Raw genomic sequence first — 22,578 nt, 5'->3', positions numbered from 1 at the left:
TGATTGCGAAAAGACAGGGATTTTTGTCCCTGCAACAACCTATTGAGATCACAAAGGAAAGGTGTCAGTTATGGGGCCCGGATTTGGTGCACGCAGTGGCATTCTCACCCTGACCATTAAAGACAAGGCGGTTCTTTATGCCGCCTATATGCCGTACATCCGCCAGGGCGGATTGTTCATCCCAACCCAGAAGCAGTATCAGCTGGGCGACGAGGTTTTCCTGCTATTGAACCTCATGGATGAACCCGAAAAGATTCCGGTGGCGGGCAAAGTGATCTGGATTACCCCGAAAGGTGCCCAAGGCAATCGGGCCGCCGGCATCGGCGTCCAGTTCAATGGCGACGACGAGACCGCCCGCACCAAAATTGAATCTTATCTGGCGGGGTCGCTGAGTTCTGATCGTCCCACGCACACGATGTAAGGCGACCCAAGCATGAACGATACCGCCTTGCCTCCTAAGGTCTTTCAGAGTTTGACCGATTTCCGGGAGGTGGATTGGCAACTCAGGAACATTCGCCTGTCAGGCCTGCACTGGCATTCCGAACGCAAAGTCACGGGCGACGTGCCAGTGCTTATGCTGCATGGTTGGCTGGACAATAGCCTGACGTTTATTAAGCTGGCCCCTGAATTGGCTGCTCTGACCGAGGTGTATGCTGTCGATATGGCCGGTCACGGCAAATCCGGACATCGCCCGGTTGGTCAGAGCTATCTATTGATGGATTACGTCGCAGACGTGGCCGAGCTGGTAGAAAATCACCTGCTCACCAACGAGAAAGGTCAGGTCGATCTGGTGGGGCATTCCCTCGGTGGTATTGCCTGTGCGCTTTATGCAGCGGCATTCCCGGAGCGGGTCCGGAAACTGATTATGATCGACAGTCTTGGCGCCATGAGTCGCCCGGTTGATCAGACGATTCCGCAGCTTCGGCGAGCCATTCACAAGCGGCTGGCAGGTTCGGGTCGACCAACTGTTTACCCGGATATCGAAACCGCTGCGAAAGCCAGGGAAGGGGGGCTGAGCCCGTTGAGTCCGGAGGCCGCGCTGACCTTGATCCCACGCAACATGAGGCAGGAGCAGGGCGGTTATGTCTGGCGGACCGATTCGCGTCTGCGCCATCCAACGCCTTTGATGATGAGTGAGGATCAGGTTATGGCCTCGCTGCGGGCAATTACTACGCCGACCCTATTCGTGCGCGCTGAATCTGGCCTGCTGGCCAATCATAGTGGGTTGGATGAGCGGGGCCAAGCCATAGAAAACCTGAAGGTTGCCCATGTCCCGGGCGGACACCATTGCCACCTGGATGGTGATACTTGCCCGGTTTCCGAGGCCATCAAACACTTTCTGAGCGATGAATAATATCTTTCCTAAAAAACTGTTCTCTGTTTGCTTGCTACTGTCAGCATTCGGCCTTTCGCCTATGGCGACGGCTGCTACTCCAGAGGTAGTGCCTGACCCTTTTCCCCAGTCTTCGCTTGAGACCACAACGACCATCCGGTCACCCGGACATCTAGTGCTTTTTAGCCCGGTTCGGGAAGTGAATGATGAAATACGCTCCGAGACCCTGGCCCGGCTTCCGGTCCAGGGGGAGGGTCGGCTGTACGAAATTGCCCGCGATTCCAGTCGGGCCAAGGCCCGGGATCATTACCGGCGCTTGCTGCAGGCTCGCGGTGCCCAGGTGCTGTTCGAATGTTCAGGGGTTGCCTGCGGGCGCAGTAACGTCTGGGCCAATCAGATCTTTGATCAGCGCGTTCTCTATGGCCGGGATGCTACTCAGGATTACCTGGTTGCAGGAACCATCGAAAATGATGGCAGCCGGTGGTTAACCTTGGTCTACACGGTAACCCGGGGCAACCTCAGGGAATACGTGTGGATTGAACACCTCGCTGTGGACCCGGGGGCAATGGTTCCGGGCTTGGGCAGTGTGAATAACAGGATTCGTGGGCCGGTTGTCGTACCCTGGAAAGGCGGGGTCACCTATCGTTTCGACTGGTCTGCCACAGAGCGTCGCCAGATTTCAGAGTGGGCCAGTGACGATGCGGCTACCGTTATTCTCACGGGTTTCGCCGCTCTTGGTGCCGATGAAACGTTAGAAGATGCGATGTCCCGGGCTGCCGAGGCAATGGAGTCGTTGTCGGAGGTCCTGTCCAAGACCGGGGTGCCGGCGTCGCGCCAGAAACTTATCATTGTTGGTCCGGGCGTTCCCATCGCCGACCCCAATCGCCAGGGCGATCGGGTGGAAGTGACGGTTATCACGAGGTAGGTAAATGGGTGATTCCACGAGTAAGCCGGGGTCAGACCCTGAACAGAGCGTGACGTCTGGCACTGAAGACGGTGCCTCGGCGGTTGTAAAAAGCTCTGATGTCTCCGCGGCCGCATCGGAGACATCATCAAGTCAGCCAAAGCCAGCTGCCAAACGGCAAACGGTGGCGCTGACGCTGGGCAGTGGTGGCGCCCGAGGCTATGCCCATATCGGGGCGATTGAAGTCCTGGTCGAACGCGGCTACGAGATCATTGCAGTGTCTGGTTGCTCCATGGGCGCGCTTGTCGGCGGAATGTATGCGGCAGGCAAAATGCAGGCTTACAAGGACTGGGTAACCGGTTTGGGCCAGTTTGATGTCCTGAAGCTGCTGGATGTCACGTTCAACTCGGTCGGTGCAATACGCGGTGAGAAAATTTTCTCGGTTGTCCGGGAGATGCTGGGCGATACCAGAATCGAGAACCTGCCCATTGCTTTTACCGCGGTGGCCACCGATTTGCTCGCTCACAAAGAGATCTGGTTCCAGGAAGGCCCGCTCGACCAGGCCATACGGGCCTCCGTGGCAATTCCCAGTGTTGTTACCCCGTTGGTGCTGAATGGCCGGGTTCTGGTGGATGGCGCGCTACTGAATCCGCTACCGATCATCCCCACCATCTCCTCCCACGCTGATCTGATTGTCGCGGTGAATCTCAGCGGCGAAGACGAACGGCGTCGCCGAATCCCGGACGCGGCGTTCAGCCCGGATGACGAAGGTGCGGACGTGGATGAATGGATGGACACGATTCGGGAAAAGGCGTCCCGCTGGTTTGATTGGGATACTCTCAAATCCCTGACGGCGCGAAAGGGCGATGGTGATGAAACCCCGGAGGATAAGATTTCCCGGGAGATGCGGAAGAAAGGCGCGTTAAAGCAAGAAGAAAAAAACGGCCCTGAGAAAAGGGCTCAGGAAGATCACGAAACCATTGATTGGGACAAGCTGGGGATTGGCAAGTTCGATGTTATGAACCTGACCGTGGAAACCATGCAGAGCGCTCTAGTACAGTACAAACTTGCCGGCTATCCGCCGGATCTGTTGGTCAACATTCCAAAGAACGCCAGCAGAAGCTACGACTACCACAAGGCGCCGGAGTTGATTCAGCTTGGCCGAGAGCGCATGTCGGCAGCACTGGACAGATTTGAGGAGAACCGCAACAGCTCGGGCCCACTCGCTATTTGACCGGCGTCTGCAACGACCGGACGCCGCAGAGGCTGCAGGGTGGGCACGAAAGGGCGTATAATGCCGCGCTGTTAATTTTGCCTTGCAGGACCGTGCCCGTGACCAGCCCTATTGATGACCTACACACCGTTCGCGACTATCTGCGATACGCGTCAACGCAATTTGCGGCTTCCGAGCTGTATTTTGGTCATGGCACCGATAATGTCTGGGACGAGGCGGTGCAATTGGTGATGCGATCCCTGAACCTTCCGCTGGAAAACAACACCCTTTTTCTCGATGCACGCTTGGTCCGTGAAGAGCGACAGCTGATTCACGAGCGTATCGAGCGCCGGATTACTGAGCGGGTGCCGCTCGCGTACTTGCTGGGTGAGGCTTGGTTCATGGGGATGCCGTTCCACGTCGATGAGCGTGTGTTGGTGCCGCGCTCACCCCTCGGGGAATTGCTTGAAAACGGGCTTCAGCCCTGGTTGGGCGACAAGTCAGTGAACCGTGTGCTGGATCTTTGCACCGGCAGTGGCTGCATTGGCATTGGCGCGGCCAGCGTATTTGAAGACGCTCTGGTTGATCTGGCCGACATCTCGGTAGATGCGCTGGAGGTGGCTGAATCGAACATTGACCTGCACGAGCTTGGTGATCGGGTCCAATGCATCCAGTCAGACGTATTCAGCAACGTAATCGGCCAGTACGATGTCATTCTGAGCAATCCGCCCTATGTCGATGCGGAAGATCTTGCTGACATGCCGAATGAATACCATCACGAACCTGAGTTGGGATTGGCGGCTGGGTCTGATGGGTTGGATATTGCGCATCGGATACTCGAAAAGGCGGCCGAACACCTGACGCAGGATGGACTCCTCATTGTGGAAGTTGGCAACAGCTGGGGCGCGATGGATGACGCCTATCCGGATCTTCAGCTGACCTGGCTGGAGTTTGAGAACGGTGGTGATGGGGTGTTCCTGATTACTGCGGAAGCCCTTCGCGAATGGCAGAAAAAGGCTTAAACCCTTTTCTTATATAAACTGAATAAAGTGCTGAATCATGTCGGGAAATACCTTCGGAAAGTTGTTCACGGTCACCTCTTTTGGTGAAAGCCACGGCGCTGCACTGGGCTGCATTATTGATGGTTGCCCTCCAGGTCTGGAGCTAACAGAAGCGGACATGCAGCGGGATCTGGATCTTCGCAAACCCGGCACCTCCCGACACACCACTCAGCGTCGGGAGGCGGATGAAGTGCGGATTCTGTCGGGCGTGTTTGAAGGCAAGACTACTGGCACGCCGATCGGCCTTTTGATCGAGAACACCGATCAGCGCTCCAAGGATTACTCCAAGATCGCCGAGCAGTTCCGGCCCGCGCACGCTGATTACACCTACATGCACAAATACGGTGTGCGTGACTACCGTGGTGGCGGACGTTCTTCTGCCCGGGAGACTGCCATGCGGGTTGCCGCGGGTGCGGTCGCCCGGAAGTACCTGGAGCAACGCCTGGGTATTACCATTCGCGGTTATCTGTCTCAGTTGGGCCCGATCAAGATCGAAAAGATCGATTGGGACCAGGTGCACCAGAATCCATTCTTCTGCCCGGATGCCGATAAGGTGCCAGAAATGGAGGCCTACATGGACGCACTCCGAAAGGAGGGTGATTCCATCGGTGCTCGTATCAACGTGGTAGCTGAGGGTGTCCCGCCGGGATTGGGCGAGCCTATATTCGATCGTCTCGACGCCGATCTTGCCCATGCGCTTATGAGCATCAATGCGGTCAAGGCGGTGGAGATTGGGGCCGGCTTTGACAGTGTTGAACAGAAGGGCACTGAGCACCGGGATGAAATGACGCCGGAAGGCTTTTTGTCGAACAACGCCGGTGGCGTGCTGGGTGGTATTTCCTCTGGCCAGCCGATCACGGCGAGTATCGCTTTAAAGCCGACCTCCAGCCTCCGCCTGCCCGGACGCGGCATCGATGTTCACGGCAACCCGGCCGAGATCATCACCACCGGACGTCACGATCCGTGCGTTGGTATTCGCGCCACGCCGATTGCCGAGGCGATGATGGCCATCGTGTTGATGGATCATTACCTGCGTCACCGGGGACAAAACTGTGATGTGTCGGTAGACACGCCGGTGCTGGGCCAGTTGTAAGCCTCGGCTGGCTTGGGAGCGCAGGCTATCTACTGGCGACTGTCAAATCTGTACTTCTGGTTCTTTGCCCTCCTGGGAGGGCTTTTGCCGTATTGGTCCCTTTACCTGGAGGGGCAGGGATTCACCTATCTCCAGATCGCCACGTTGATGGCGACGATCCAGCTGACCAAGATTGTTGCCCCCAGTGTCTGGGGCTGGCTGGGTGACCGAACCGGGCAGCGAGTACGTCTGGTTCGTTTCGGAGCTATCACCGGCTCGCTGTTTTTTGCGGGCGTGTTTCTGGAGCCCGGCTTTTACGGATTGCTGTTGGTCATGCTGGCGTTCACCTTCTTCTGGAATGCCATTCTCCCGCTTTACGAAGTCATCACGCTCCGCACACTCGGCAAACGCAAAGATAAGTACGGCAAGGTCCGGCTCTGGGGCTCGGTAGGATTCATTGTCGCCGTCGGGCTTGTTGGTGCCATTCTTGAATATGTGCCCATACAGAGTCTTCCCTGGCTGCTGCTGCCCGTGTTCGCAGGTATCGCGGTCTCTGCGTTCCTGTTGCCCGCAGAACAAGGCGAGCGTAAACCCTCTGCGCCTAAGGGCAGTTTGAAAGCGATTGTGACGCACCCTGCAGTGATTGCGTTCTTCCTGATGAACTTCTTGCTGCAGGTGTCGCACGGGGCCTATTACACGTTTTTCAGCATCCATCTGGATCAGCACGGGTATGGCAAGCTCTCCATTGGTTTGCTGTGGTCGTTGGGGGTGATTGCCGAAATAGGCCTTTTCCTGGTCATGCACCGGCTGTCCCATCGGTTCAGTTTCCGACAGATTGCGATCGGTGCGCTCACGCTGACCATGATTCGCTGGGTACTAATTGCAGAGGTGACCGATGTGTTGGCAGTGCTGATCTTCGCGCAGTGTCTGCATGCGGCTTCCTATGGCGCGTTGCATGCGCTCTCGGTTCAGTACATTCAGGGTTTCTTTGGTAAGCATCATCACGGTCAGGGCCAAGCGCTCTACAGCGGTCTGACCTTTGGCGCAGGCGGTGCGTTGGGGGCCTGGATGTCCGGGTTTCTTGTTGATGGTTTCAGCACCTCGGCTGCGTTCTGGGGCGGTGCCGTTGCCATGCTGGTTGCCATCGTCATTACCTGGCGGGGGTTGAGGCCGCCTCCAGCACCTGCTGTGCAAACGGAAGGCTAATCCGGTGTCTGGCCTGTGTTCAGTTCTTCTTCCCGCACGATTGCCAACAAGGCCTGGGCCGCAAGGCTAAGCCGACGGCCTGAAAGCCCAATTGCACCCAGTACCCGCGAAACCGAGAAGCCGAGATCCAGCCTGTGAACAGAGTTGTCCAGCATGCGGATGGGTAGAACGCTCCAGCCCAGTCCGACACTGGTCATCATCTTTATGGTTTCCAGGTAGTTGGTCGGAATCTGTTGCTGTAAGGGCAGGTTTGCCTCAAGGAACAGGCGGCTGACGGTTCGGTAGGTGGCGGTTGTGGTGTCCGGCAGGAGTGCCGGGTAGCGAGCCAGATCACCGAGGGCTACTGGATTTTGGCTGGTGAGTTCGTGGTCCGGTCCAGTGGCAAAGGCCATCGGGTCTGCCCATTGCTCGTACACCATGAAATGGCTCTCCATGCTGTCACTGAGTGTGACAAACGCCAGTTCCGCCTTTCGTTTGCGCATCTGTGCGTAGGCCGCATCCGATTCCATAAACTGCAGGTTCAGCTTCACGTCGGGGTAATCTGCGGAAAAGCGTCGCAGCCAGTTGGGCAGATGGTGCAAGCCAATGTGGTGGCTGGCTATGATCTGCAGCTCACCGGCAAGGGCTTCATTATCTGGGGATAGCGACACCCGAGCGTTGTGGATTTCGTCCAGAATCAGGCGTGCGTGAGGGAGCAGGCGAGTACCGGCTTCTGTCAGCCGGATTTGCCGATGACTGCGGTCAATCAAGGTGGTGCCCAGTTGGTGCTCCAGTGTCGCCAGCCGTTTACTGATGGCCGGCTGGGTGAGGTGCAGAACCTCGGCGGCTTCTGAGAAAGAGCCCTGATCAACAATGGTCAGAAAGGCGCGAAGGGAATTGGAGTCCATGGGCTTCACCGGGGTAGTGGTTGTAATAAGTGCGCATGCAGTGAGCGCTACAGGCTCAAAAATAAGTTATGCCAATTTGGAATGCAAAGAATAAAAAACATGAATTGAGGTTATCGGGCGCGGGGGAGTAAGATAGCCCCATTCATTGAACAAACAAGAACCCCCTACGAGCGAGAGAGTAATCATGGCGGGCAAGACCTTATACGACAAACTGTGGGACGACCACCTGGTCAAGCAACGGGACGACGGCTCTGCGTTGATCTATATCGACCGTCAACTGCTGCACGAAGTCACTTCGCCGCAGGCGTTTGAGGGCTTGCGTTTGGCTGGGCGTAAGCCCTGGCGGATCGATGCCAACATCGCCACGCCTGATCACAACGTTCCGACCACGGATCGAGACAAGGGCATCGACGGCATTGTTGATCCGGTCTCCCGCACCCAGGTGGAAACCCTCGACAAGAATTGCGACGAGTTCGGCATCCTCGAATTCAAGATCAAGGACCAACGCCAGGGCATCGTCCACGTTATCGGGCCTGAGCAGGGTGCAACGCTGCCCGGTATGAGCATCGTTTGTGGCGATTCCCATACCTCCACCCACGGCGCCTTCGGGTGTCTGGCGCATGGCATTGGCACCTCAGAGGTTGAGCACGTACTGGCGACCCAGTGCCTGGTGCAGCAGAAAATGAAGAACATGCTGGTAAAGGTGAACGGCAAGCTCGGGCCAGGAGTGACGGGTAAAGACGTTGTGCTGGCCATCATCGGCAAGATCGGTACCGCCGGCGGTACCGGCCATGCCATCGAATTTGGCGGTGAAGCCATTCGTGGTTTGAGCATGGAAGCCCGAATGACCATCTGCAATATGTCGATTGAGGCAGGTGCCCGGGTGGGCATGGTCGCCGTGGATGACACCACCATTGACTACGTGCGTGGCCGTCCGTTTGCACCGACCGGTGAAACGTGGGATGCAGCGGTAGACCACTGGCGCACCCTGCACAGCGACGACGATGCTGCCTTCGATAAAGTCGTTGAGCTCGAGGGCTCTGAGATCAAACCGCAGGTCAGCTGGGGTACGTCACCGGAAATGGTCGCCGGCGTCGACGGCTTCGTGCCGGATCCGGCCAAAGAGCAGGATCCCATCAAGCGTGAAGGCATTGTTCGGGCTCTGAAGTACATGGGGCTTGAGCCCAACACGCCGATCACGGGCATTGTCCTGGACCGGGTGTTTATCGGTTCCTGCACCAACAGCCGTATTGAGGATCTGCGCGAAGCCGCGGCAGTGGTCAAGGGGCGCAAGGTTGCTGCTGGTTTGAAGCAGGCCATGGTGGTCCCGGGCTCTGGCCTGGTGAAAGCTCAAGCTGAGCAAGAGGGGCTCGACAAGATCTTCATTGAAGCTGGATTGGAGTGGCGTGACCCGGGTTGTTCCATGTGCCTGGCCATGAATGCCGACAAATTGGGGCAGGGTGAGCATTGCGCGTCCACGTCCAACCGGAACTTCGAAGGACGTCAGGGCTTTGGTGGTCGTACCCACCTGGTCAGCCCAGCCATGGCCGCCGCTGCAGCGGTTACCGGCCATTTCGTTGATGTCCGTGAATTGATGAACTGAGCCACAGGAGAGAGACCATGCGCGCATTAAAGCAACACCAGGGCCTGGTGGCCCCCATGGACCGTTCCAATGTGGATACGGACATGATCATTCCCAAGCAGTTTCTGAAATCCATCAAGCGGACCGGGTTTGGGCCGAACCTGTTTGATGAACTGCGCTATCTGGATGAAGGAAAGCCGGACCAGGATTGCTCCGAGCGGCCGATCAATCCGGATTTCGTGCTTAACCAGAATCGGTATAAAAACGCCAGTGTGCTGCTTGCCCGCACTAACTTTGGTTGTGGCTCGAGCCGTGAGCACGCCCCTTGGGCGCTGGAAGACTATGGTTTTCGAGTGATCATTGCTCCCAGCTTTGCCGATATTTTTTATAACAACTGCTTTAAGAATGGGTTGTTACCAATTGTTTTGGAAGAAAAACTTGTTGATCAGCTTTTCATTGAGGCTGAAGCTCAAGAGGGCTATCAACTGGCGGTTGATCTCGAGGCAAAGACGGTCACCACGCCTGCCGGTGAGGCCTTCAATTTTGAGGTTGATGACTTCCGTCGCCACTGCCTCCTGAATGGCCTCGATGATATCGGCGTCACTCTCGAGCAAGCCGATGTGATCAAGTCCTACGAAGAGCAGCGTCGACAGACCGCGCCCTGGTTGTTTGGCGCCGGAAACTGATTCTTATTGACTGAAGTAGATCTGACACAGGAAAGGATTATGTCCAGAACCGTATTAATGCTGCCGGGCGACGGTATCGGTCCCGAAATCGTTGCCGAAGCGGAACAGGTACTGAAAAAAGTAAACGAAAAATTTGGGTTGGGGCTCAGCTTTGAATCGGGTCTGGTCGGTGGTGCTGCCATCGATGCGACCGATTCGCCGCTGCCCACGGAAACACTGGAGAGTGCCAGAAAAGCCGATGCCATCCTGTTGGGTGCAGTTGGCGGCCCGAAGTGGGACAGCCTCCCGATGGCAAAGCGACCGGAAAAGGGCTTGCTGGGCCTGCGCTCGAATCTGGAGCTGTTTGCGAATCTGCGGCCGGCCATCCTGTATCCCCAGCTGGCCTCGGCGTCGTCACTGAAGCCCGAGGTGGTGTCTGGTCTGGATATCATGATCGTGCGAGAGCTGACCGGCGGCATCTATTTTGGTCAGCCGCGAGGCGTTCGTGAACTTGAGAGCGGTGAGCGCCAGGGCTATAACACTTACGCTTATACCGAATCCGAGATTCGCCGAATCGGTCGTGTGGCCTTTGAGGCGGCTCAGCAGCGGGGCAAGAAACTGTGCTCCGTGGACAAGGCCAACGTCCTGGAAGTGACCGTGCTGTGGCGCGAAATCATGAACGATCTGTGTCGGGAGTACCCGGATGTCGAGCTGTCTCATATGTATGTGGACAACGCCGCCATGCAGCTGGTTCGCGCACCCAAGCAATTCGACGTGATTGTGACTGGCAACATGTTTGGTGATATTCTTTCTGACGAAGCAGCTATGCTGACCGGGTCTATTGGCATGTTGCCATCGGCGTCGCTGAACTCAGACAAGCAGGGTATGTATGAACCCTGCCACGGTTCAGCCCCGGATATTGCCGGGCAAGGCATTGCCAATCCGCTGGCGACCATCCTGAGTGCCGCAATGATGTTGCGTTACAGCTTGGGTGAGGACGCAGCCGCGGAGGCTATTGAGGCAGCGGTCAGCAAGGTGTTGGATCAGGGCTTGCGTACAGCTGACATCATGTCCGATGACGGCAAACGGGTCTCGACCCGTGAAATGGGTGAAGCCGTACTGGCTGCCCTGTAAGCAGGCGCCTGTCCCGATTATTTGAGACCCGACGGCACCACGATGCGGCTGCCGCGGGATCACCCATCCTGTCCCAGCCAGCGAAAAGGGCTGAGGGCGGGCATAAAAGAGGTTCAAAGGTCGCACATGAAGCGAGTTGGACTTGTAGGTTGGCGTGGCATGGTGGGCTCGGTCCTCATGCAGCGCATGCGTGACGAAAACGATTTCGCCGATATCGATCCGGTATTTTTCTCAACGTCGCAGACCGGTAAACCGGCGCCGGACGTTGGCAAGGACGGGGTGCCTCCACTCCAGGACGCGTTCGATATCGATACCTTAAAAACGCTCGATGTTATCGTTACCTGCCAGGGTGGGGATTACACCTCGGCGGTCTACCAGAAGCTGCGCGATGCCGGTTGGCAGGGCTACTGGATCGATGCCGCATCGACCCTGCGCATGGTCGACCATTCAGTGATTGTGCTGGATCCGGTTAACCGCAATGTGATCGATTCGGCCCTGGATAAGGGTGTTAAGGATTACGTTGGTGGTAATTGCACCGTCAGTCTGATGATGCTGGCTCTCGGTGGTCTGCTTGAACAGGATCTGATCGAGTGGGTTTCTCCCATGACCTATCAGGCCGCTTCCGGTTCCGGTGCCCAGAACATGCGGGAACTGCTTAACCAGATGGGTGATTTGCATGGCAGCGTGAAATCCGAGCTGGCCGATCCGTCGTCCGCCATTCTGGAAATTGATCGCAAGGTTACCGAAACCATGCGTTCCGGTGAGTTCCCGACTGAGCACTTCGATGTGCCGCTTGCCGGCAGTCTGATTCCGTTCATCGACAAGCAGCTCGACAACGGAATGAGCAAGGAAGAGTGGAAGGCCGGTGTTGAGACCAACAAGATTCTGGGTCGCAGCGACAACCCGATCCCGATCGACGGTATCTGTGTCCGTATCGGTGCGATGCGCTCCCACAGTCAGGCCTTGACTATCAAGCTCAAGAAGGACGTGCCGGTCGAGGAAATTGAGTCGATTCTGGCGAAGGCGAACGATTGGGTTAAAGTGATTCCCAATGATCGCGATGCCACTATGGAAGAGCTCACGCCTGCCAAGGTCACGGGAACCCTCAGCGTTCCGATCGGTCGGATCAGGAAGCTAGCCATGGGGCCGGAGTATATCTCTGCCTTTACGGTGGGTGACCAGTTGCTGTGGGGCGCTGCTGAGCCGCTGAGGCGCATGCTGCGAATCCTGCAGGAACGTTAAGAAATGTTACGGGTTGGCGATTAATGCCAACTGTGTCCGGTTTCTGAGAACCGGAAGAGGGGCGAAGGCTGATTTCAGTCTTCGCCCCTGTTATTTTCAAGGGCGCTAGGGAGTTCCGCGCGGTTGATACAAAATGGTACAAGGAATGCGGCTGATTGATTGATTAAAGGGACATTATCAACAATACTTGCCGGATCGAACGTTAATAACACGACATAATAACTAGAACTATCCAGACGGAAGTCATCCAACCTCGTCCGATTCTGTTTTATTAAAGCAGTAACGAATAACGGAGACTGGAAAGGAAAAAGCATGAAGGTACGCAAGCTTGCGGTTGCCCTGGCTCTGGCGGGAGGGCTTGGCTCCAGCGTCGCACAAGCCCTGGGGCTGGGAGAAATTGAACTTCAGTCTTACCTGAACGAGCCTTTGGATGCAGAGATAGTTCTGCCCCAAAGTCGAGGAGTAGATCCCGGGGACGTGTTCGTGAACGTCGCCCCCGAATCTGCCTATGAAAGGGTTGGACTCAGCCGCAACCAGTTTCTGAGTAAACTCAGGTTCCAGGTTGTTACACAAAACGATGGGTCGCTGGCGGTCAATGTGTCGTCCAGGGAGCCCTTGCGTGAACCATATTTGAACTTTCTGCTTGAGATGACTTGGCCAAGCGGAAGGTTGATGAGGGAATACGCCGTACTGGTGGATCCTCCCGTATACGCTGAAGATTCCGGTGTTCAGGAGCAGGTCAGTGCGCCAGCGGTTACTTCAGTCCAGCCGCAGCCCACCTCTACGCGAAGCAACGAATCTGTTCGTCGCCAGACTCAGGCTCAGCAATCCCTGAGCCGTGGCTACCAGGGTACTACCCTGGGCCCAACCCAGTCCTCCGATACCCTCTGGACCATCGCCTCGCGAGTTAGGCCTAACGACTCGGTGTCGATGCAGCAGGTGATGCTTGCCCTTCAGGATCTGAATCCCGATGCCTTTATTGGCGGAAACATAAATCGCCTGAAGCGGGGAGAGGTTCTGCGGGTGCCGACACTGGATCAGATCCAGTCACGCACGCGAGCCCAGGCGACCCGTGCGGTCAGCCAGCAGAACACTGAATTCCAGACGCCAAAGCGCACCGTTGACGCCACGGCCCCAAGCCAGCCTCAGGCGGCACCGGAATCGGCAGTAGCAGCTGGCGGTGATGAGCTCAAGCTTCTTGTCTCGGATGAAGAGAGTCGCGAAGCAACTGAAGGCGGCTCTGCGGGTGGCGATGGTCAGCTTGCCGGCGGTGCCGACGCCGGTAGTGCGGTTGCGATGGAGCAGCTTGAAAGTGCCCGCCGTGAAAATGAAGAGCTGAACACCCGCGTTGATGATCTGCAAGAGCAGGTTGAGACTTTGCAGCGATTGCTCGAGCTGAAGAATAGTCAGCTGGCAGAAATGCAGGAGATGGCTGGAGAGTCTGGTGAAACCGCAGCAGCCGATGCGCCGGAAGGTGTTGTCGAGGGTGCCGCTGGCACAGAAGGCACTCCTGAGGCAGATGAAGCCGAAGCCACTGGGCAGGATCAGGTGGTTGCCGATGCAAGTGGAGCGGAGCCGGTAGGTGATGCCGCGGACGGCGAATCTGCTGCGGCCACTGAGGAATCAGTTACGGCGCCAGCAGGCGAAACCGCTGAAGCCGAAGCTGCAGATGAAGGTTCCAAGGTTGACGTTGAGCCTGAGCAGGCAGAGGGTGCAGAGGCACAGCCTGTCGCTCCGGAAGCTGCATCCGAAGAAGCGGCGCCGGAGCCGCAGCCGGCCAATCAGCAACCAGCTGCCGACAAAGGCTTATTGGGTAACATCTTCGACTCCATTACTAACAACGCCATTTATCAGATCGCAGTTGGTGGTGGCCTGATCGTTCTGTTGCTGCTGTTGCTGCTCTTGGCTCGAAGGAACGCCAATCGTGAAAAGGCGTTTTACGAGCAGCTGAATGGTGAGCCCGAGGATGACAGCGACTCCTTCCAACTGAGCCTGGATGACGAGGAGCCGGAGCAGGCCGACGACCCGCTGGCCGAGGCCGAAACCTACATTGCCTATGGCCGGCACGATCAGGCCGCTCAGACTCTCGAGACTGCGATTTCCCGAGAGCCAAGCCGCACCGATCTGCGCCTGAAGTTGCTGGGAGTCTATGCCGACAGTCAGGATCGCGCTTCTTTTGAAAAGCAGTTTGGTGAGATCGCTGCGCTGGATGACGATCAGGCAATGGCTTCTGCAACAGCGCTGAGAGCTCAACTGGACGAAGCGGAAGCAATGCCGAGCATTGACGATCTCGAGTCACAACTCAGATCCGATTCATTTGGCAGCGCGGAGTCGCTGGAGACTGAAACGGCAGCATCTGATGACAACGAGATGCAACTGTCGGATGAGCTACTGGCTGACCAGTACGATTCAGAGCAGGAAGAGCAGATTGAGAACGAATTTGGTGAACTGGATACAGACTTCGCTGATTTCGATCTCAATGAAGTAGAGTCTGCTGAAAAGTCGGCCGATGCCGGAGTCATGGGGTCAGACGAGTCTGCTGAAGACCTTTCTGAAGGGGCAGCTGAAGAGACTGCTGAAGAGAAGAACGACGATGGCATGATCGAATACGATCTGTCGGGAATTTCTCTGGATTCGGAAGAAAAGGTCGATGCAGACCAGGAGTCTTCGCTCGAAACCTCTCTAGAGAGTGACCTAGAGAGTGACCTAGAGAGCGACGACGAATACTCGGCGCTGGAAATCGATCTCGAAGATGAGAGCTCGTTGGAATTGAGCGAGAGCGATGAAGCTGACGATCTTGAGCTGGAACTCGATAGCGCTCTTGATGAAAAGCCTGAGACAGATGCTCTTGAGGTTGGTGCAAGCGAAGAAGTGTCCAGCACTGAGTCGGAGTCCGGCGAGTCGGATGTTGACTCCCTCGACGAGTCTTTCCTCGACGAACTAGATGCCGAGCTAGACAAGGTGGCGGGCGAAGACGACGAGCTTGGAGGCGAAGAAATGGAAGAGTCTTCCCTCGACGATCTTGAACTGGACGTTTCGGATGAGGATCTGGCACTTATGGAAGAGTTCTCTGATTCCGCAGACTCGGCCAATCCTCAGGAAGGTGAGACGCCTGCGCTGGATGATGAGCTGAACCTTGAGGATACGCTTGCCGAAGGTGATGTTCTTGGGGAGACCGAAGCGGATAGCCCGGAGGACGAAATTGCAGGCACCGAGGAGCTGGAAGAATTGAGTGCCTTGGATGACCTGGGTGAGCCTGAGTCACTGGCGAGTGACGACGACAACATCGAACTGCCGGTGGCTTCAGAAACCGTGGGCGAAGATACGTCTAAATCCGCTGCAATCGATATTGATGAGAGTGAGCTGGGAGACGAAGATGACTTCGATTTCCTGGCTGGGACCGATGAAGCGGCGACCAAGCTGGATCTGGCCCGCGCTTACATTGAGATGGGCGACAGTGATGGTGCCCGCGACATCCTTGAGGAAGTTGCGCTGGAAGGAGATGACGAGCAGAAAGGTGAAGCACAGGATCTCCTTAAAAATCTGTCCTGATTCGTTATAATCGAGTCATTCAGGTAAAAGCGCCGGCCGTCGGGTACTTGACCGACACAAGCCGGCGCTTTGTTTTTTTCAGTATGACTTTTTTCGGATAGGCGCTTGTTCTTCGAACCTCAACAACTCACCACGGATATTGAAATTGGTAACGGCCGGGTCGCCATTGCATTTGAATATGATGGACGCGATTTTCACGGCTGGCAGCAGCAGAAATCCGGAGTACGCTCGGTGGAGGCGAACCTGGCGGCTGCGGTTGCCAAAGTTGCGAATCATCCCGTGGATCTGGTTTGTGCCGGGCGAACCGATGCCGGTGTGCATGCCAGCTACCAGATTGCCCACTTTGAAACCCCGTCGATCAGGAGTCTTCGCTCCTGGGTGATGGGCATCAACACCGCCTTGCCCAGTGACATTGCTGTCCATTGGGCCGGTAATGGCACTGAAGATTTTCACGCCCGCTTTTCTGCCGTTTATCGGCGATATCGATACGTTATCTATAATCATCCGGTTCGACCCGGCATCCAACGAGGTCAGGTCAGCTGGACCTTCCGTCCCCTCGATGCTGACCGAATGCATGAAGCCGCACAGGCTTTGTTGGGCGAGCATGATTTTTCGTCGTTCCAGGCGGCGGGGTGCCAGTCCCGCACACCAATCCGGTATATGGAGCGGATCGCGGTAACCCGTAAAGGCAACTTTGTCGTAATAGACGTTCAGGCAAACGCGTTTCTGCACCATATGGTACGGAACATAGCGGGCGCTTTGATGGCGGTTGGTGCAGGGCAGAAGCCGACTCAATGGATTCATGACATACTAGGGGCAAGAGACAGAACTGTGGCGGGGGTCACGGCGCCGCCGCATGGCCTGTACCTTGTCGACGTTGGTTACCCCGGTCATTTTGGTATCCCTCAGGCTGAGTGCGGGCCAGGATTTTTACGACCCTGGTTTGATCGATCAGAGAACCGACCAATACCGCCAACCCACATTCACCCGAAGCAACCGGTACAACAGGCATGAGTACGCGAATCAAGATTTGTGGCCTGACGCGCACCGAGGACGTGGAATCAGCGGTAGCCTCCGGGGCTGATGCGCTGGGCTTTGTCTTTTACGAGTCGAGCCCACGTGCGGTCAGCATCGCGGATGCCCAGAGGTTGATTCGATCGGTTCCGGCCTTCGTTTCTATTGTCGGCCTGTTCGTAAATCCGACGGAGCAGGAGGTGAGAGAGGCGCTTTCTCATCTGCCTCTGGATTTGCTCCAGTTTCACGGGGATGAAAGCCCCGAGTTTTGCAGCCAATTTCAGCGTCGCTGGATCAAGGCCATACGGGTTCAGAATCGCGAACAAGTGATTCAGGCCTTTGCCCGGTACCACGAGGCCGCAGGCCTGCTTGTGGATGCCTGGGACCCCGATCACTACGGAGGAACGGGGAAGTCATTCAACTGGGATCTGATCCCGTCAGAAAGGCCGCTTCCGCTTATATTGGCCGGTGGTTTGTCTTCTGATAACGTGTTCCGCGCTGTCGAGCAGGTGCAACCCTGGGCCGTTGATGTCAGTGGTGGTGTGGAGCGCAGTAAAGGTATCAAGGATTTCCAAAAAATTTCCGACTTTATCAAAGAGGTTCACCGTGTCTGAGAAATTGACTGAAGAAATGCTGAGCGCGCTGCCGGATGCACGGGGTCACTTTGGGGCCTTTGGCGGACGGTTTGTATCCGAGACGTTGATGGATTCCCTGATGACGCTCGAGAAAGAATACAAGATGCTGAAGAACGACCCCGAGTTCCAGGCCCGCTTTGACAAAGAGCTGGCGGATTATGTCGGTCGGCCCACGCCACTGTATTTCGCAGAACGACTGACCCGGGAAACCGGTGGTGCGCAGATCTGGTTGAAGCGTGAAGATCTTTGCCACACAGGCGCCCACAAGGTGAACAACACCATCGGCCAGGCGTTGCTGGCAAGCTTTCTCGGTAAAAAGCGGATCATCGCCGAAACCGGCGCCGGCCAGCACGGCGTTGCGACCGCAACCGTGTGTGCCCGTCTTGGCCTGGAGTGTCACGTTTTCATGGGGGCCGAGGATGTGCAGCGCCAGTCGCTGAACGTGTTCCGCATGAAGCTGCTGGGCGCCGAAGTGCACGCGGTTGAAAGTGGCACTCGCACGTTGAAAGATGCGATGAACGAGGCCATGCGCGACTGGGTATCCTACGTAGACGAAACCTTCTACATCATTGGCACGGTCGCCGGTCCGCACCCGTATCCGATGCTGGTTCGTGATTTCCAGTCGGTCATTGGCCGTGAAACTCGCCGCCAGGCGCTGGAGAAAACCGGTAAACTTCCGGACGCCCTGGTGGCGTGTGTAGGTGGTGGTTCGAACGCTATCGGTATGTTCTACCCATTCCTGTCTGACGAATCTGTTCAGTTGTACGGTGTTGAGGCCGGTGGTCTGGGCATTGAAACCGGCAAGCACGCTGCTCCCCTGTGCGCGGGCCGCCCCGGTGTCCTTCATGGCAACCGCACTTACTTGATGGAAGATGAGAATGGCCAGATCGCTGGCACCCATTCCGTTAGTGCCGGTCTTGACTACCCGGGTGTGGGACCTGAGCACAGCTGGTTGAAAGACATCGGTCGTGCCAATTATGTGTCCGTCACCGACGATGAGGCTATGGAAGGGTTCCGTAAACTGACCCGTGTAGAAGGGATCATGCCGGCACTGGAAACAGCCCATGCGGTGGCCTATGCCATCAAACTTGCGGCTACTATGGACAAAGATCAAACCGTCGTGATCAACGTGTCCGGTCGGGGCGATAAAGACATCAACACGGTTGCCAAGCTTGAAGGCATCGAGATCTGAAGAAGTTACAGGAGCAGGCATGAGCCGAATTGAAAGGACCCTCGAGGCCCTGAAAGGACAAGGTCGCAAGGCACTTATTCCCTACATCACCGCCGGTGACCCGCATCCCGATGCAACGGTAGGGCTGATGCACACCCTGGTGGCTGCAGGTGCCGACATCATCGAGTTGGGCGTGCCGTTTTCCGATCCCATGGCCGACGGTCCGGTTATCCAGCTGGCCTGTGAGCGTGCCCTGAAACATGGGACGTCGCTGCGCCAGGTCATTGCCATGGTCAAGGAATTCCGTACCAGAGACAGCGAAACGCCGATCGTTCTGATGGGCTATCTCAACCCGATGGAAGCGATGGGTTATGAAGCCTTTGCCGACGCTGCGGTTGATGCTGGTGTCGACGGAGTCCTGACGGTGGATCTACCGCCCGAGGAAGCGGACGACGTGGCACCGCTGTTTACTGAGCGCAACCTGGATGCCATTTTCCTGCTGTCGCCAACCACCACCGACGACCGTATTCGTGCGATCAGCGAGCACTCATCCGGCTATGTGTACTATGTTTCATTCAATGGTGTAACTGGGGCCGCGAAAATCAACGTCGACGAAGTCGCTAGTCGCGTGGATCATATCCATAAACTTACGGCGCTTCCGGTAGCGGTAGGTTTTGGTATTCGGGATGCTCACACAGCTGCTGCGGTGGGGCGGGTATCCGATGGTGTAATTGTTGGTAGCGTCCTGGTAGATACAATAGCTAGAAACCAGGCAGATACCGACCAGCTTAAGCGAGCGCTGACGGATCTGCTCCACCCGATGCGTGAGGCTTTGGATGGCCTGAGCTCCTGAGTGACAGGGACAGGCCAACTGGCATCAAAGGACAGGATGAAATCATGAGTAACTGGCTGGACAAGATTATGCCGAGCAAGATTCGCTCGGAATCCAAGCAACGAACCGGTGTGCCGGAAGGCCTATGGAAGAAGTGCCCCAAGTGCGGTGCATTTTTGTACAAGCCAGAGCTTGAGAAGAATCTCGACGTCTGCCCCAAGTGTAATCATCATCTTCGGGTCCACGCCCGCCGTCGACTTGATGTTTTCCTGGATCCTGAAGATCGGCATGAAATTGCAGCCGATCTGGAGCCATGGGATCGCCTGAAGTTCAAAGACAGCAAACGCTACAAAGACCGGCTGTCACACGCCCAGAAAACAACTGGCGAGAAGGATGCCCTGGTCGCCATGAAGGGCACCACGCTCGGGGTCCCCTTGGTAGCCTGCGCTTTCGAGTTCAACTTCCTGGGTGGCTCAATGGGGCAGGTTGTGGGCGAGAAATTCGTTCAGGCTGCCAATGTCGCACTGGCCGAACGGATTCCTTTGGTCTGCTTCTCCGCCAGTGGCGGCGCCCGGATGCAGGAAGCGATACTGTCTTTAATGCAGATGTCCAAAACGGCCGCGGTGCTTGAGCGCATGAAGCAGGAGGGCATTCCTTACATCTCTGTGATGACTGACCCTGTTTTTGGCGGCGTTTCCGCGAGTTTGGCGATGCTGGGGGATCTCAATATTGCAGAGCCGAATGCCCTGATTGGTTTCGCGGGTCCGCGAGTGATTGAGCAGACCGTGCGTGAGAAATTGCCGGAAGGCTTCCAACGCAGCGAGTTCCTGCTTGAGCACGGTGCCATCGACATGATCTTGCACCGCCATCAAATGCGCGAACGCATTGCCCATGTGCTGGCCAAGTTCACCGGTCATGAGCGCCCTGGAACTGAGGCGCCCATCGAGTTCGAAGTAACGGAAAAACCGGAAGCTGATGCCCCCGCCGAGCAATAATAACGTCCAGTCCCCGGTTGCTCCGGGGGCTGGCGCCACTGTCGATCAGTGGCTGTCCTATCTCGAAGCACTCCATCCCACCGAAATTGATCTTGGCCTGGATCGAGTGCTTGTCGTTTTGCGACGACTGTTTCCCCGTAAACCCTCTGGCCGAATCATTACCGTCGCCGGTACCAATGGCAAAGGCAGCGCAGTCGCCTCTCTGGAGGCGTTGCTGCAGGCCGCGGGCCGAACGACCGGGGCCTATACTTCGCCACACCTTGAAGTCTACAACGAGCGAATTCGCCTGAACGGTCGAAATATCGACGATGCTTCGCTGGTCTCCGTCTTTGAGCGTGTGGAAGCGGCCCGCCGGGGCGTCTCCCTGACTTACTTTGAGTTTGGAACCCTGGCGGCTTTTGTGGCGCTCGCGGAGGCGGGGGTAGACGACTGGCTACTCGAGGTAGGCTTAGGCGGTCGATTGGATGCCGTCAATGTCATGGATCCGGACCTGGCCATTATTACCTCCGTGGACATTGACCATGTGGCGTTTCTCGGTGACAACCGCGAAGTCATCGGGTTTGAAAAGGCTGGCGTTCTGCGCCCCCGGATACCCGCCGTATGCGCCGACGATGAGCCGCCACGCTCGGTGCTTCAACAGGCGGCCGCGCAGAAGGTGGATCTGGCGCTTGCAGGGCGGGACTATCAGGTGCAACCGGTAGAGTCCGATCAGGATGACAGGCCAGCTCGACTGGTGCTGACTCATCGGGGACGGGACGTTACGCTGCCTTCCGGGCCTTTACCGGTCTCCAGCGTTGCCGCGGCGGTTGTAGCGATGCACACCCTTGAGCCCGGTCTGGATACCGTTCTCATGGAACGTGCGCTCCAGCAACTCCGGGTGCCGGGTCGTTTTGAGCGGATGTCAGTGCAGCCCGATGTCTTTGTTGATGTTGGGCACAATCCCCATGCTGCCCGCTGGTTGGCGGGTCGCGTGGGAGCTGAGAAGAGTCCCGGCCGCCGCGTTTTTGCGGTCTACGCGGCTCTCGGCGACAAAGACGTTAATGGTGTGCTGGAAGCCATGAAGCCCATCGTGGATCATTGGTGGCTGGCTGGACTCTCCGTGCCCCGAGGATTGTCGGCCCAGGTTCTTAGCGAGAGGGCTCAGAGCGCGGCGCTTACTCATTGTGAGTGTTCTGAAACCGTCTCGCAGGCGATTTCAGCGGCCCGGGCCATTGCACGCCCACAGGACCTGATCATCGTGTTCGGGTCCTTTTTTACGGTGGCGGAGGCCCGTCGGCGGCTGGCAAGGATTAGCGCGCGAGAACGGCTGGATTCCTTTCTTGATAAGGAGGGACGTGAGGAGCTTTCGCCCGCTCTGGTGTCGACCGATCGGCTGAACTTCGAGAGTGCCGCCCGATACCAGGATGAGCTCGATGCGGCGCACCAGACGTCCGGGGAATACGATGCCTTATTGGTAATGACGGGAACCACATTGGGCGTGCCCCTTGTTGCCTGCGCGTTCGAGGCCAGTTTCCTGTCTGGCACTATGGGTGAGGTGGTTGGCGACAAATTCGTACAAGCGGCAACCGCAGCCATCGAGCGGAGAATCCCCCTGGTCTGTTTTTCTTCCAGTGGTGGCGCCCGGATTCAGGAGGGGCTTAGCGCGTTATTGCAAATGGCGAAAGCGGCGGCGGTTCTTGAGCGGATGAGGCAAGAAGGTCTTCCGTACATCTCGGTAATGACCGAGCAGGTTTCAGGCGAAGTATCGGCCAGTCTGGCGATGCTGGGTGACCTGAATATTGCCGAGCCAGATGCTCGGGCTGGCTACGCCCGGTCCGAACTAATTGAACAGGTTGAGTTGGAGACATTGCCGGAAGGATTTCAGGGCAGTCAGTTCCTGCTCGAGAAAGGTGCGGTGGATATGGTTCTTGATCGGCACCAAATGCGCGAGCGTATCGCCCATATTCTGGCCAAATTCGCAGGGCAGGGTGTGCCGGATGCGTCTTAAACTTTCTCCATGGCCGGCGCTGCTGCTTTGAGTTCTGTCAGGATGGCGGTTAGTATCTGCTGCTATCGCCAATGTGGTACGTCGCTAACCAAC

19 protein-coding genes are annotated in these 22,578 nt (G+C 56.8%); 18 read left to right on the top strand and 1 reads right to left on the bottom strand.

Going from position 1 to position 22,578, the window contains the following annotated elements:
• Nucleotides 1–70: 70 nt before the first annotated feature.
• From QUE89_RS09280 to QUE89_RS09250, 7 genes are all read left to right on the top strand, one after another.
• Nucleotides 71–421 carry a PilZ domain-containing protein gene (locus QUE89_RS09280; protein WP_008171779.1) on the top strand — a complete coding sequence of 117 codons (351 nt, stop codon included), beginning with the start codon at nt 71–73 and terminating at the stop codon, nt 419–421.
• Nucleotides 422–433: 12 nt separating this feature from the next.
• Nucleotides 434–1,354, top strand: a complete 921-nt coding sequence (locus tag QUE89_RS09275) for an alpha/beta fold hydrolase (RefSeq protein WP_286219820.1) — start codon at nt 434–436, stop codon at nt 1,352–1,354.
• Nucleotides 1,355–1,508: 154 nt separating this feature from the next.
• Nucleotides 1,509–2,258, top strand: coding sequence for a DUF4892 domain-containing protein (locus tag QUE89_RS09270; protein ID WP_286219819.1), 750 nt, complete (start codon nt 1,509–1,511; stop codon nt 2,256–2,258).
• Between the two features lie 4 nt (nt 2,259–2,262).
• Nucleotides 2,263–3,471, top strand: a complete 1,209-nt coding sequence (locus QUE89_RS09265; RefSeq protein WP_286219818.1) for a patatin-like phospholipase family protein — start codon at nt 2,263–2,265, stop codon at nt 3,469–3,471.
• A 98-nt stretch (nt 3,472–3,569) separates the two neighbouring features.
• Nucleotides 3,570–4,472 (top strand): 50S ribosomal protein L3 N(5)-glutamine methyltransferase, encoded by a 903-nt coding sequence (gene prmB / locus QUE89_RS09260; RefSeq protein WP_286219817.1) that lies wholly within the window; start codon nt 3,570–3,572, stop codon nt 4,470–4,472.
• 37 nt (nt 4,473–4,509) lie between these two features.
• On the top strand, nt 4,510–5,604 hold the full coding sequence (gene aroC / locus QUE89_RS09255) for a chorismate synthase (RefSeq protein WP_286219816.1): 1,095 nt from the start codon (nt 4,510–4,512) through the stop codon (nt 5,602–5,604).
• Between the two features lie 84 nt (nt 5,605–5,688).
• Entirely contained in the window at nt 5,689–6,789 is a 1,101-nt protein-coding gene (locus QUE89_RS09250; RefSeq protein WP_286219815.1) for an MFS transporter, read from the top strand.
• Here the strand turns inward: QUE89_RS09250 and QUE89_RS09245 are convergent.
• Complete coding sequence (locus QUE89_RS09245) at nt 6,786–7,676, bottom strand: LysR family transcriptional regulator (protein ID WP_286219814.1); 891 nt, start codon at nt 7,674–7,676, stop codon at nt 6,786–6,788. The genes QUE89_RS09250 and QUE89_RS09245 overlap by 4 nt on opposite strands.
• A 184-nt stretch (nt 7,677–7,860) precedes the next feature.
• Here QUE89_RS09245 and leuC point away from each other — a divergent pair, with 184 nt between their 5' ends.
• From leuC to QUE89_RS17355, 11 genes are all read left to right on the top strand, one after another.
• Entirely contained in the window at nt 7,861–9,279 is a 1,419-nt protein-coding gene (gene leuC, locus QUE89_RS09240; protein WP_286219813.1) for a 3-isopropylmalate dehydratase large subunit, read from the top strand.
• Between the two features lie 17 nt (nt 9,280–9,296).
• Nucleotides 9,297–9,944: a 3-isopropylmalate dehydratase small subunit gene (gene leuD, locus QUE89_RS09235; protein WP_286219812.1), complete on the top strand. Its 648-nt coding sequence runs from the start codon at nt 9,297–9,299 to the stop codon at nt 9,942–9,944.
• A gap of 39 nt (nt 9,945–9,983) precedes the next feature.
• Nucleotides 9,984–11,057, top strand: a complete 1,074-nt coding sequence (gene leuB / locus QUE89_RS09230) for a 3-isopropylmalate dehydrogenase (RefSeq protein ID WP_286219811.1) — start codon at nt 9,984–9,986, stop codon at nt 11,055–11,057.
• Between the two features lie 126 nt (nt 11,058–11,183).
• Complete coding sequence (asd, locus tag QUE89_RS09225; RefSeq protein WP_286219810.1) at nt 11,184–12,299, top strand: aspartate-semialdehyde dehydrogenase; 1,116 nt, start codon at nt 11,184–11,186, stop codon at nt 12,297–12,299.
• A 312-nt stretch (nt 12,300–12,611) separates the two neighbouring features.
• Nucleotides 12,612–15,851 (top strand): FimV/HubP family polar landmark protein, encoded by a 3,240-nt coding sequence (locus QUE89_RS09220; protein WP_286219809.1) that lies wholly within the window; start codon nt 12,612–12,614, stop codon nt 15,849–15,851.
• Between the two features lie 105 nt (nt 15,852–15,956).
• Entirely contained in the window at nt 15,957–16,865 is a 909-nt protein-coding gene (truA, locus tag QUE89_RS09215; protein ID WP_286219807.1) for a tRNA pseudouridine(38-40) synthase TruA, read from the top strand.
• The gene (locus tag QUE89_RS09210; protein WP_286219806.1) at nt 16,862–17,479 is read left to right on the top strand and encodes a phosphoribosylanthranilate isomerase; all 618 of its coding nucleotides are present in this window, start codon (nt 16,862–16,864) and stop codon (nt 17,477–17,479) included. Before truA ends, QUE89_RS09210 begins: the two co-directional genes overlap by 4 nt.
• Before the next feature lie 4 nt (nt 17,480–17,483).
• Nucleotides 17,484–18,692, top strand: a complete 1,209-nt coding sequence (gene trpB, locus QUE89_RS09205; protein WP_434784104.1) for a tryptophan synthase subunit beta — start codon at nt 17,484–17,486, stop codon at nt 18,690–18,692.
• A gap of 19 nt (nt 18,693–18,711) precedes the next feature.
• The gene (trpA, locus tag QUE89_RS09200; RefSeq protein WP_286219805.1) at nt 18,712–19,524 is read left to right on the top strand and encodes a tryptophan synthase subunit alpha; all 813 of its coding nucleotides are present in this window, start codon (nt 18,712–18,714) and stop codon (nt 19,522–19,524) included.
• Between the two features lie 44 nt (nt 19,525–19,568).
• Nucleotides 19,569–20,498: an acetyl-CoA carboxylase, carboxyltransferase subunit beta gene (gene accD / locus QUE89_RS09195; protein ID WP_203300711.1), complete on the top strand. Its 930-nt coding sequence runs from the start codon at nt 19,569–19,571 to the stop codon at nt 20,496–20,498.
• Entirely contained in the window at nt 20,479–22,485 is a 2,007-nt protein-coding gene (locus QUE89_RS17355) for a glutamate ligase domain-containing protein (protein ID WP_353506778.1), read from the top strand. Before accD ends, QUE89_RS17355 begins: the two co-directional genes overlap by 20 nt.
• Nucleotides 22,486–22,578: the final 93 nt, after the last annotated feature.

Origin of the sequence: Marinobacter sp. LA51, assembly GCF_030297175.1 — a bacterium.
Taxonomy (GTDB): Bacteria; Pseudomonadota; Gammaproteobacteria; order Pseudomonadales; family Oleiphilaceae; genus Marinobacter; species Marinobacter apostichopi.
This window is presented reverse-complemented; position numbering and strand designations above follow the sequence as displayed.